This window comes from Streptomyces hokutonensis (assembly GCF_000376565.1).
Lineage (GTDB): Bacteria > Actinomycetota > Actinomycetes > Streptomycetales > Streptomycetaceae > Streptomyces > Streptomyces hokutonensis.
Genome location: NZ_BARG01000093.1, coordinates 55,726 through 67,770 on the forward strand (window position 1 = coordinate 55,726; position 12,045 = coordinate 67,770).

Genomic DNA, 12,045 nt, shown 5'->3' on the forward strand with positions numbered 1-12,045 from the left:
CTCCCCGCATCCTCAAGGACACCCATGCCGATCGACCCTGCCCTGCAGCCGCTTCTGCCCTTCGGTCATCCTCCGAAGGTCATTGAAGACCCGGAGCTTTTCCGGGCGCAGATGAACCAGAACAACGACGACGCGTTCGACACGTTCGGCCGTCCTGGTCCGAGCGTCGCCGAGCGCCGGGTCCTGAACATCGACTCGGCCGGCGAGAGCGTGCGAGCGATCCTGTACCGGCCGGCCACCGCCGGACCCCATCCGGTCCACATCTTCCTGCACGGTGGAGGGTGGGTGATCAACAGCGCCTTCTCGAAGGACTCCGAGGCCGTCAGCCGTCACCGCAGCGTGCACGCGGACTGCATCGTGATGTCCGTCGACTACCGAAAAGCACCCGAGAACCCCTTTCCTGCACCCGTGCAGGACGTCCTATCGGTCATCAACTGGGTCAACGACAACAGCGCCGAGATCGGCGCCCTCCCGGGTGCGATCACCGTCGGCGGCCAGTCGTCGGGCGCCAACATCGCCGCCGGAGCGACGCTCCTGCTGCGGGACCAGGGGCGGGACGACATTGCCCATCAGCTCCTGGAGGTGCCCGTCCTGGACCTGACCCACAGCCGCCCGAGGGAAGAGGGCGACGAACTGCCGCTGTCGATGACCGACGTACGCACGTTCTGCGCGCTCTACCTCGGAGACAGCGGCAAAGCCGATGACCCGATGGCCTCCCCTCTGCTGGCCGCTGACTTTGCGGGGCTTCCCCCGGCGTACATCGCGGTAGCCGAGTACGACGTACTGCGCGGTGATGGCGAGTGGTACGCGCAGCGACTGGGCGACGCGGGTGTCCCCGTAGAGCTGTACCTGGGGGAGGGGCATGTCCATATGTCCCCGTCCATGACCGGGCTGCTGGCCTCGGCGCGGGCATGGCAGGAGGCGTCGACGGCGGCGCTGAGGACGGCCAACTCGCGGTTGCGCGAAACGAATTGGTGACCGTACGCCGGCCTCGCGGACCTGGGCACCACCCTTATGCAGCTCGCCCTCGCCCTCGCCGGCGAAGCCGTCGAGTACGCCGACACCCTCCAACCGCTCACCGAAGAACGCCTGACCCGGGCCTGCCACTGTGGAGTTGGCCCACCGAACTCGCCCGTGCAGGCGCCCCCGAACTGGTCGAACCGCTGCTGCGCGCCGGTGCCGACAGCGGTGACCGGCAGCCCCGGCAACGGCTGGTGAGCTTCCTCGACGACCAGGAACGCACTCATGAGGCTGAGGCCGTGCTCCACGCCGTCTCACCACCGACATGTACGCCCTCAACACTCTGCTTCACGGCCTGTGTCCTCACCGGCCCCGGGCCGCCGGAGACGTCCTCACCGAGGCCGCGCAGGCGGGCCACATCCTGAACTTCCCCATAGCCGTCACTCAAGACGGCACGCTCGCCGGTTCCCGTGGCCGCAGCCGGCAAGCCTCGCGGCCACTTGGTGCTCGGAGCGCGAGCTCGTCGCCGGAGTGCTGCTCGCGGCGTCGGCCCCGCTGTTCACTCGGGAATCGGCGCGGCCGGACACCGTACGGATGTCCGGCCGCGCCGTCCCGCGCCGGGTCAGCTCGTCGCGCGCACCGCGTCACGGATCAGGTCGGCGACCTCCTTGGGCCGGGAGACCGCCACGGCGTGCGAGGCGCCTTCGAGTTCGACGACGGTGGCCCCGGCCCGCTTCGCGCCGAAGCGTTCGACCTCGGGGTTGATCGCCTCGTCCGCCCCGGCGACGAGCGCCCAGGCCGGCTTCGTCTTCCACGCGGCTGCGGCTGCGGTCTCCTCGAACGCCGCGGCGGCCAGGGGGCGTTGGGCCGCCGCGAGGATCTTGGTGACGTCCGCGGGTACGTCGGCGGCGAACACCGACGGGAAGGCGTCCTCGGCGATGGTGACCTCGACGCCGGGGTCGCCTCCCGGGATTGGGTACGTCCACTGCTTGAGGTTGCTGACGAGCGGCGAGAGCGGGAAGCGCCCCTGCAACTCGCCGAGACTCTCGCCCTCTTCGAGGGCGTAGGCCGCCACGTAGACCAGACCGACGACGTTGTCCGTGGTGCCGGCCACGGTGATCAGCGCACCGCCGTAGGAGTGGCCGACGAGGACGACCGGGCCGTCGATCTGGGACGCCACGGACGCGATGTACGCGGCGTCCGACGCCAGGCCGCGCAGCGGGTTCGAGGGCGCGAGTACGGGGATGCCGTGGCCTTGCAGCTCCGCGATGACACCGGACCAGCTGCCGGCGTCCGCGAAGGCACCGTGCACGAGGAGGACGGTGGGAGTGGTGGACATGGGGGAGCTCTCTTTCCGGTGTCTCAGTGGCCGTGGAGCGCGGTGCGCAGGGTGTCGACGGCCAGGGTGATGGCGGCTTCGGCGGCGTGGGTCTCGCGCAGGGCGTTGAGCATGACGAAGTCGTGGATGATGCCCTGGAAGCGGACCGCGGTGACGGGTACTCCGGCCTCGCGGAGCTTGTTGGCGTAGGCCTCGCCCTCGTCGCGCAGGACGTCGGCCTCGCCGGTGATGACGAGGGCCGGGGGCAGTCCGGTGAGCTGCTCGGTGGTGGCGCGCAGCGGGGATGCGGTGATCTGGGCGCGTTCGGTCTCGTCGGTCGTGTACTGGTCCCAGAACCACTGCATGCCGTCGCGGCGCAGGAAATAGCCCTCCGCGAACTGGTGGTAGGAGGCGGTGTCGAAGCTCGCGTCGGTGACCGGGTAGAACAGCACCTGCTGGAGCAGGGGGACATCGCCCCGCTCCTTGGCCATCAGGGTCAGCGCGGCGGTCATGTTGCCGCCCACCGAGTCACCGACCACGGCGATGCGGGTCGGGTCGAGGTCCTTGGTGGCGCCTTCCTGAACGACCCAGCGGGCGACGGTGTAGTTCTGCTCGATGGCGACCGGGTAGCGGGCCTCGGGGGAGAGGTCGTATTCAGGGAAGACGACGGCGGCACCGGCGCCGACGGCGAGTTCGCGCACCAGTCGGTCGTGGGTGTGGGCGTTGCCGAAGACCCAGCCCGCGCCGTGGATGTAGACGATCACCGGCAGGGGCCCGGAGGCACCCTCGGGCTTCACGATCCGGGCCCGGACGCTGCCCGTCGGGCCGCCGGGGACGGTGATCCACTCCTCGTCGACGGCGGGCTTCGCGATCTCGCCGGACTGCACCTCGTCGACCGCCTTGCGGCCCTCGGCGGGCGTCAGGTCGAAGAGGTAGGGCGGGTTGGCGGTCGCCTCCGCGAAGGCGGCTGCCGCCGGCTCCAGCACCGGCTGGACCGGTTCGACGGCGTCGGACATGTGCTTCTCCTCGGTTTCGGATGAGATCTGTGGGGACCTCGGTCAGGACGTTAGAACCGCCGGATCGGCGGACATTGCGCGTCAGCGCACCGGTGCCGGTCCGGAAGTGCACAGGAACTGACCCGGCAGCGCACCCGAGGGGGGCGCGACGCGCTGTCGGACGCGAACTGCCGCGGAATTCAGGGCGGTTCGCGTCCGCGGGACGTCGACGAAACCCCGTCAGCCGTCCGGCCGTTGCCCGCGGTACTGCGCCGGGGTCATGCCGTAGGCCTTGCGGAAGGCCTGGCTGAAGTGGGTGGCGCTGACGAACCCCCACCGGGCGGCCACGGCGGCGATGGTCCGGTCGGCCGCCGATGGGCGGGCGAGTTCGGCTCTGCACGACTCGAGTCGGCGCCGGCGTATCCAGCCGCCGACCGTGGTGTCGTGCTCGTGGAAGAGCTTGTGCAGATAGCGCAGGGAGACACCATGTGCGTCGGCGAGGGCTTGGGGGGAGAGTTCGGGCTCACCGAGGCGGGTCTCGATGGTGGCCTTGACCCGGTCGAACAGCGTGGCCTCCTGCGCACCGGGCGGTTCCGTGGTGGTCAGCCGGTCCGCGGCCAAGGTGGCGAGGAGGTCGGCGACGGCGCGGGCGAGTTCCTCGCGGGCGGCCGGTGCGACCGCGCCGATCTCCTGCGCCAGTCCGGACAGGAGCGGGAGCAGGAACGCGGCCGGCCCCTCGGGCGCGTTGCCGATGACCTTCGCGGTGACCCGGCGTATCTCCGCCTCGCCCAGCCTCAGCAACGGGCGCGGAACCATCAGGACCCGCGCTCGCTGATGCTCCGGCAGGACGAGACTGAAGGGCCGGCTCGCGTCGTAGAAGGCCAGGACTCCGGGGTACAGGTCTGCCGAGCGGCCGTCCTGCAACAGCCGGGCCCGGCCGTCGAGTTGCAGCCGGGCGAACACGTGGTCGTGGCCGTCGGCCGCGGCGTCCCGAGGCGTCCGGACGACCCGCACGGCGTCGGACTCCTCGGTCGCGACCTGGAGCGTGCCCAGTCGCAGCACCTGGAGGGAGCCCCGCCAGGACTCCGGGTCCGAACGAGCGACCAGGCCGAGACCGCCGTAGACCGTCGACAGAGCCCGCTTCCACGACCACAGCCCGTCCACGGTGGTCAAGTTGCCCGGCACCAGTCCTCCTCAGCGAAGCGCCGGGCCCGCTCGTCCCGCAGCCAGTCGGTGGGGGAGACGCCGTACTCCCGGCGGAAAGCCCGTGCGAAGTGAGCGGTGCCGCTGAACCCCCAGCGCCGGGCGACGCTGCCCATGCTCGCGGCGCCGGTCAGTTCCCTGCGGCACTCCTGGAGCCGGAGCCGACGAATCCAGCGGCCGACGGTCGTGCCCTCCTGCTCGAACAGCCGGTGCAGATATCGCGCCGAGATGCCGTGGGCCCGGGCGATGACGGCGGGTGTGAGGCCAGGCTCCGCCAGGTGCCAGCGGATGAACCTCTGGACGCGCAGCAGGAGCACCCGGTCGGCGCCGGGCAGTTCGGCCGGTTCCTCGCCCAGTTGTTGCGCCGCGGTCGCGGCCAGCAGGCCCACGGCGCTTTCGGCCAGCCGCTCGGCGACCGGTCCGGAGTAGGACTCGGAGGTGTCCGCGAGACGCGACATGAACGGTGAGAGCAGGGCGGCGAGCCCGCCCACCGGACGCAGGGCCCGCGCCGTGATCCGTCCCAGGGCCGCCTCCGGCTGGCCGAGGAGACACCGCGGCACGGCGAAGATCTTCAGCTGGAACCGCTGCGGAAACCGCGTGCGGAACGGACGGACGGTCTCGAAGAACGCGAGGTCACCGGGACGGAGTTCCGTGTAACGGCCGTCCTGTTCGACCTGAGCGGTGCCGCTGCTCTGCACGGCGACGAGCACCTGACCGCCGTCGCCGCGGGCGACGAAGTGCGGGGCCCGGTGGACCTCTCCCGGATCGCAGTCGACCGTGGTGATCTGGAGTTCGCCCAGTCGGTCCGTACGCATCGTGGCGTCGTACGTCCCGCTCTCCGTGGCGATGTCCATCCCCACCAACGTGGCGAGCACGGCGTCGTGCCAGAACTCCAGACTTTCGCCGGCCGGTACGGAACTCGTGGAGAGCACCTGGCCGCGTCGCCTCGTCGTGGGGTCGTTCCCTGTGAAGGAATCGTAGAAGGCTGACATACCCGTCAGCCTGCCTTCGGCCGGGGGCGGACGCATCAGTCGGTCGACTGGTCCTCGCCACGCAGCAGTTCGCGCAGAAAGGCGACGCCCTGCCGCACGGCCGCGCGCGTCGGCGGACTGTCACGCAGTGCGGCCAGCGAGACGAAGTCGTGGACCGTGCCCAGGAACCGGGTCGAGGTCACCTCGACCCCGGCCAGGCGCAGCCGGTCCGCATACTGCTCACCCTCGTCCCGCGTCACATCGGCCTCCGCCGTGATCAGCAGGGCCGGCGGCAACCCCGCCAGCTCGGCCGGGCCGGCGCGCGACGGGGAAGCGGTCGGCCGGGCCAGGTCCCGGGGATCGTCGCTGTACTGCCGCCAGTACCCGCGCAGGGCCTCCCGGGTGAGCAGATAGCCCTCGGCGAACTGCCGTTGGGAGGCGCTGGCGCAGTGTGCGTCGGTGATCGGGTAGTACAGCAGCTGGGCACTGATCCGCGGGCCGCCGCGCGACTTCACCAGCATGGTGAGCGCGATGGCCAGGGTGGCGCCCGCGCAGTCCCCGGCCACCGCCAGCCGGTCGGCGTCCAGCTGCAGTTCGGCCGCGTGGCGGACCGCCCACTCCATGAGGGCGTAGCACTCCTCGACGGCCACGGGGTAGCGGGCCTCGGGGGCGCGGCTGTACTCGGGTACCACGGCGGCCACTCCCGCGCCGAGTACGAACTCGCTGATGAGCCGGGCGTGGGTCTGCGCGTCTCCCAGCATCCACCGGCCGCCGTGGACGTAGAAGAGGACGGGAAGCGGCCCCCGTACTCCGCGCGGTCGGAAGATCCAGAAGCCCACCAGGCCTGACGGTCCCACGGGCGCCGCGTGGAAGGAGGCGTCCACCGCGAAGTCCTCCACCCGGTGGACCTGGGACTCCGTCAGAGCCTGTCGGCCGGCGGCCGGCGACAACTCGTGCAGAAAGGGCGGTGCCGAGGACGCCTCGACCAGGCGCTGCACCAGCGGATCGAGCGTCAGGAAGGAGGGATGCCGTCCGTCCGGTTCCATGCGATGGCCGCCTCTCGCCCGTCACTTCTCGCACACGAGGAGATCGCGCAGTTGGTGGCGGCTGCTGATGCCGAGTTTGGGATAGACGTTGTAGAGGTGCGAACCCACGGTACGCGGCGAGAGGAACAGCTGTTCTCCGATCTCGCGGTTGGACAGGCCGTCCGCGGCCAGCCGTACGATCTGCCGTTGCTGGGCGGTCAGTTCGACCAGTGGATCCGTCGATGCGGGAGCCTCGGCCACCCCGCTCGCGCGCAGCTCGCCGCGGGCCGACTCGGCGAGGTGCCGGGTGCCGAGCCGGGTGGCCGCTTCCAGTACGACGGTCAGCTGGGCGCGGGCTTCCAGCGGCCTCCTGCGTCGGCGCAGCCAGATCGCGTAGTCCAGGCGGGCTTGGGCCCGTTCCAGGGGCCAGCGGGCCGCCTCCGGATTGACCACGGCCAGCTGGAAGTGGTGCTCGGGGTCCGCGTCGGCGTCGACCAGTGCCGCCGCGTGGTGCATGAGCAGCGTCATCCGGGTCGTCGGCCGGGCGCCCTGGCTGCGCCGGACCCGTGCCAGGACGTGCGCCGCTTCCCGTTGCCGGCCCGTGCGATGGGCGGCGGCGGCAAGTTCGGCGATGCAGCGGGGCGAGAGGAAGGGGTCGAGGGGATCGCCGGCGTCGGTGAACAGCGTCCGCAGGTGCCGGAAGGAGCCCTCCCCGTCCCCGAGGACCATGGCCGTCAGACCGCAGGCCCGCAGCATCCGGGCATGCGTGGCGCGGTTCTCGTGGAGGCTGACGGAGCGCCAGTTCGGGCCGGTGAACCGGGTGCCCGGCACACTGTCGCCGCGCAGCGCGCGCAGGGTCGTACCCAGGGCTTCGAGGTCCATCTCGACGCGGGTCCACCGGTGGACGGCTGCGTACGAGAGTCCCTCCTCGATCAGGGACTCGGCCTCGGCCCAGCGTCCGAGACCGAGGAGCGTCTCCACCTCGGCCGCGAGGGTCCAGGCGAGCGGGCCCAGCGCACCTTGCGCGCGCAGGCGCTCGCCCGCCTGCCGGAACTGCTCCGCGCACAGGTCCGACTCGTCGGTGTGGCGGGCGAGCGAGGCGGCCGTGAGCAGCCTGGCCGGCCGGCCCAGACCGGGCGTGGTCGAGGCGAGCGCCGTCAGAGAGGCGAGGACGTCGGTGTGCTGCCCGCCGTCCTCGGGCACCCGGCCGAGGAAGGATCCCAACTGCGCCCAGTGTTCCGGGAGTCCGGACTGGCGGGCGATGCCCGTCGCCACGGCCGCCAGGGCGAAGGCCGTCGTGCCGTCGCTGTCCGGCGTCTGCCGCGCCACCTCCAGCAGGAGGTCGAACGCCTCTCGCTGAAACGTCAGCAACGACAGTGCCTCAGCCATGGCGCAGGCCGCGACACTCACCATCTCCGGGTCCCGGTTCGCCTGGCCCTGTGCCGTGTACAGCTCGCGCACCCATGCCGGGTCTCCGACGTCGCTCGCGGCGGTTAGCGCCGCGGTGAGACGGCGGGCGCGGTCGTGGTCGAGGGGGCTGAGGAGCGCGGCCCGCTCCAGTGCGCGGGCCGCGGTGAAGCGGTCACCCCGGACGGAAGCGGCTTCCAGGGCCGCGGCGACGGACTCGTCCGGACCGACGGTGGCCGCGGCCAGGTGCGACGGGCCGTGGGCGGACACGGCGGCCAGATCCCGGTGGGCCCGTCGGCGCAGTTGCGCGGGCTGCCGGTGGTAGGTCGCCGTACGCGTCAGCGGGTTGCAGAAGTCCAGTCTTCCCTCGGCGATGGTGATCAGCCCCGCCGCCTCCGCGGGAGCCCACACCCTCAGGTCGTCGCAGCCCAACGCGGCCATGACCGTGCCGAGTTGCTCCTTCGGCAGGGCTGCCGCCGCGTACAGCAGGGCGCGCCGTGTTTCTTCCGGCAGCGCGTCCAGCCGCGCCGCGAACGTCTGCTGGATGACCCGGGTCCGCTCCCCGGCACGGCTGAGCTCGATGATGGCCAGCGGATTGCCCTCCGCCTGCCGGAGCAGCTCCAGCCTGGCCCGTCCGGTGGGCGCACCGGGCTGTGCGTCCAGCAGCCGGGCCGCCGCCCGCGGGGACAGGGGACCGAGGGACAGTACGGCTAGGTCCGAGGGGACGTCTGGAGGGGCAGCCTGGCCGTGTGCCGAGAACAGCACGGTGACGGACGTGTCGGTGAGTCGTCGTGCCACGAAGGACAGCACGGTCAGGGAGGCGCGGTCGCAGTCCTGGAGGTCGTCGACGGTCAGCAGGAGGGGACCGGTCCGCGCGAGGCGGGTCAGCAGGGTCAGGACCGCGGTGGGCAGGACCATTCCGTCCGGCGGCACGTCGTCCGGCGTCGGTGCGAACAGGGCGCGCAGCGCACGCTGTTGGGGGGCCGGCAGGACGTCGAGCTCGTCCCGCACGGGCAGGAGAAGCTGGTGCAGACAGGCGTAGGGCTGCCGCGTCTCCGAGGCGCAGGCACGCGCCGACAGGACACGGGTCCCGCGCTCCTGGGCCTGCTTGCGGGCGATTCGGAGCAGCCGGGTCTTGCCGGTGCCGGTGTCACCCAGCACCAGCAGGGACCGCGGCCCGTCCACGTCCCGCAGGATTTGGTCGACGTCCGCTTCCCCACCCACCGCTGTACTCCCGATCACTGTGCTCCGCCCGGAGACCGGATGCTGTCAGGGGTGCGACGAGCAGCGCTTCTGTCATATGACCAGTCATGCACGGGGGCCTGGCAGGATGGGACGTGAGCGGTGGGGAGATGCGGAGCTTGAGGGACGTCGGTGACTTCGGTGCCGGGCAGGAACACGGGCCGGCGATCCTCGGCAGGGATCGCGAGATGTCACGGATCACGCGGCTGGTCGACGCGGTGGACGGCGACGGCCCCAAGGTGCTGGTGCTGACCGGTGGGCCGGGGGCGGGGAAGAGCACGCTGGTCGACCGGGCCGCCACGCAGGCCGCCGACCGCGGCCGACGCGTGCTGCGGGTGCGGGGCTGCGAAGGGGAGCAGGACCTCGGCTTCGCCGGGGTGCATCAGCTGTTGCGTCCTGTGATCGGCGGCGTCGACCGGCTTCCCGCGCGTCAGCGCGACGCCCTGCGCCACGCGTTCGGCATGGATCGGGCCGACGGATCACCGTCCCCCGAACCGCTGTTGATCAGAACCGCGGTGCTGACGCTGGTCTCGGACACGGCGGCCGAGCGTCCGCTGCTGATCGTCGTCGACGACGCCCAGTGGCTGGACGTCGGCTCGCTGGACGTGCTCGCCTTCGTCGCGCGACGGCTCGACGAGGAACCCGCCGCCCTGCTGCTCGCGGCCCGCGACGAAGCGGTGCCGGTGCGCTTCGACCGTGACTTCCCGCATCTGACCGCCGGTCCGCTGGACCGGGCGGCGGCCGGGCTCCTGCTGGACCGGCAGCCGCAGCCGCCGCGGGGCCGGGTCCGGGCACAGATCCTCGATCAGGCGGCCGGGAACCCGCTCGCCCTCATCGAACTCGCGCGGGCCTTCGCCAGGGACCCGCGCGGCAGTGACCTCGGCCCGTTCGGTTCGCTGCCGCTCACCGCCCGCCTTGAACGTCTGTTTGCCGCCGACCTGCCCACGCTGCCCTCCGCGACCCGACGAGCGCTGCTCCTGGTGGCGGCCGCGGGCACCGAACAGCTCTCGGACGTACCGGATGCGGGCGGACCCGAAGTCTGGGAACCCGCCGAGCAGGCGGGGCTGGTGCGCGTCGACGGCGGCCGGGCAAGGTTCCGCCACCCCTTGGTCCGCTCCGCCGTGCACCAGGCCGCCTCCTTCGCCGAACGCCGCGAGGCCCACCTCACCCTCGCCGCCGCCCTCGCGCACGAACCCGACCGCCGTGCCTGGCACCTCGCCGGCGCCGCGCTCGGCCCGGAGGAAGACGTCGCCCGTGCCCTGGCCGAGAGCGCGGAACGCCTCCAGCACCGAGGTGGCCACGCGGCTGCGGCGACCGCCCTCGAACGCGCAGCCGAACTCACCCCCGATCCGCAGGAACGCGCCCGCCGCCTGCTCGCCGCGGCCACCTCCGCCATGTACGCGGGGCACCCGCAGTGGGTGGGGGAGATCGCGGGCCGCGTCGACGGCCTCACGGACGACCCCCAGCTCCTCGCCGAGGCCTCCCTGCGGGCCGGCTGGTCCCTGGCTGTCACCCTGCGGCACGACGACTCGCTGGCCTTCCTGCTCCCCGTCGCCGAATCCATGGCCGCCCCCGCACCGGCCCTGGCCCTGAGTGCCCTGGGTACCGCGGCGACCCCGGCGTACAACTCGGGTGACCCCCGCTACCGGCACGACATCCAGCGGATCAACGGCCTCATCCCGCGGCAGCCGGACGAGACCGACCGCGTCTGGCCGCAGGCGGCCGGCCGGCCGTTCACGGACCGGCAGCAGACCCTGAAGGTCCTGCATCACGCCGTGGACACCCTGCCGGACGGCTCCCTGACCGGCCTCGTCTCACTGGGCGGCGCGGCCTGGATCCTGGACGAGACCGACGAGGCCGTACGCCTGCTCGACCAGGCCATGGACCAACTGCGCCGGACCGCCACGGCCGGGGCCAACTGCACCGTCGCGCAGGCCCTGGCCCTGGCGCACTTCGAGAGCGGAGCCTGGAGCGCGGCGCAGGCCGCCGCCGAGGAGGCCCTCTGGACGGCGACGGAGGCGGGCGCGGACAACGTCATGGTGGGATCGCCGCTCCTCCAGGCCACCCTGCGCGCCTGTCGCGGGGACCACGCGGGCGCGCGGGCGCAGGTGGACGACGCAGTCCGCGGCCGGGACCTGCGCAAGTCCCGCAGCCTGTACGTGCGTCACCGTCACGCGCTCGCCCTGGCGGCCCTGGCGGAGGGCGACCACGAGACGGCGTACGGCCAACTCCGCCGCGCCTTCACCCGGGACGACCGCCCGGCACCGGTCCACTACCACGCGTCCCTCTACTGCCTCGCCGATCTCGCGGCTGCGGCCGTCCGGGCCGGACGGGCGGACGACGCCCGCGCCGTGCTGCACGCCGCCGAGCGGACCCTGGAGCACCATCGCTCCGTCCGTCTGGCCGCGATCGTGCACCGCGCCTCGGCGCTGCTGAGCGATTCCGACGACGCGGAGTCCCGTTTCCGTGCGGCGATCGGCGATCCGGCCGGCGCCCGCTGGCCCTTCGAACACGCCCTCGCCCACCTCGACTTCGCCGAGTGGCTACGGCGCCGCCGCCGCGCCGCCGAAGCACGCCCTCTCCTCGGCACGGCCCTCGACATCTTCGAACGACTGGACGCACGCCCCTGGGCCGAGCGCACCGCCGCGGAACTCCGCGCGGCGGGCGTCGCCGTGGCACCTCCCGCCGTTCACGATGTCCTCGCCGACCTGACGCCGCAGGAGTTGCAGATCGCCGAACTGGCAGCGGAAGGCCTGACGAACCGGGACATCGGTACTCGGCTCTACCTCTCCCACCGCACCATCGGCTTCCACCTGCACAAGATCTTCCCCAAGCTCGGCATCACCGGCCGTGCCCAACTGCGCGACGTCCTCGACCGCGTCCGGCGGCCGGAGTGACGTCGGGCGCCGGACCCCTGAGGCCGG

Annotated in this window: 9 protein-coding genes; 3 read left to right on the forward strand and 6 right to left on the reverse strand. The window is 72.3% G+C overall.

The genetic code is table 11. The annotated features are described in order from the left end of the window. The first annotated feature begins 24 nt into the window (after positions 1-24). Both SSP08S_RS57375 and SSP08S_RS46830 read left to right on the forward strand, forming a co-directional pair. The gene (locus tag SSP08S_RS57375; protein WP_019074581.1) at positions 25-978 is read left to right on the forward strand and encodes an alpha/beta hydrolase; all 954 of its coding nucleotides are present in this window, start codon (positions 25-27) and stop codon (positions 976-978) included. A 36-nt stretch (positions 979-1,014) separates the two neighbouring features. Beyond that, complete coding sequence (locus SSP08S_RS46830; protein WP_019074582.1) at positions 1,015-1,218, forward strand: hypothetical protein; 204 nt, start codon at positions 1,015-1,017, stop codon at positions 1,216-1,218. A gap of 364 nt (positions 1,219-1,582) precedes the next feature. Here SSP08S_RS46830 and SSP08S_RS46835 read toward each other — a convergent pair whose 3' ends face one another. The 6 genes from SSP08S_RS46835 to SSP08S_RS46860 form a co-directional block, all read right to left on the reverse strand. Continuing rightward, positions 1,583-2,299 (reverse strand): alpha/beta fold hydrolase, encoded by a 717-nt coding sequence (locus SSP08S_RS46835; protein WP_019074583.1) that lies wholly within the window; start codon positions 2,297-2,299, stop codon positions 1,583-1,585. 23 nt (positions 2,300-2,322) lie between these two features. Beyond that, positions 2,323-3,294: an alpha/beta hydrolase gene (locus SSP08S_RS46840; RefSeq protein WP_019074584.1), complete on the reverse strand. Its 972-nt coding sequence runs from the start codon at positions 3,292-3,294 to the stop codon at positions 2,323-2,325. Between the two features lie 219 nt (positions 3,295-3,513). Continuing rightward, the gene (locus tag SSP08S_RS46845; protein WP_019074585.1) at positions 3,514-4,458 is read right to left on the reverse strand and encodes a helix-turn-helix domain-containing protein; all 945 of its coding nucleotides are present in this window, start codon (positions 4,456-4,458) and stop codon (positions 3,514-3,516) included. Then, positions 4,443-5,408, reverse strand: coding sequence for a helix-turn-helix domain-containing protein (locus SSP08S_RS46850; protein ID WP_019074586.1), 966 nt, complete (start codon positions 5,406-5,408; stop codon positions 4,443-4,445). The genes SSP08S_RS46845 and SSP08S_RS46850 overlap by 16 nt, the downstream gene beginning before the upstream one ends. 95 nt (positions 5,409-5,503) lie before the next feature. Next, positions 5,504-6,493, reverse strand: a complete 990-nt coding sequence (locus tag SSP08S_RS46855; protein ID WP_019074587.1) for an alpha/beta hydrolase — start codon at positions 6,491-6,493, stop codon at positions 5,504-5,506. Between the two features lie 21 nt (positions 6,494-6,514). Beyond that, complete coding sequence (locus tag SSP08S_RS46860; protein ID WP_019074588.1) at positions 6,515-9,103, reverse strand: helix-turn-helix transcriptional regulator; 2,589 nt, start codon at positions 9,101-9,103, stop codon at positions 6,515-6,517. A gap of 128 nt (positions 9,104-9,231) precedes the next feature. Here SSP08S_RS46860 and SSP08S_RS46865 point away from each other — a divergent pair, with 128 nt between their 5' ends. After that, positions 9,232-12,018 carry an AAA family ATPase gene (locus SSP08S_RS46865; protein ID WP_019074589.1) on the forward strand — a complete coding sequence of 929 codons (2,787 nt, stop codon included), beginning with the start codon at positions 9,232-9,234 and terminating at the stop codon, positions 12,016-12,018. The last annotated feature ends 27 nt before the right edge of the window (positions 12,019-12,045 follow it).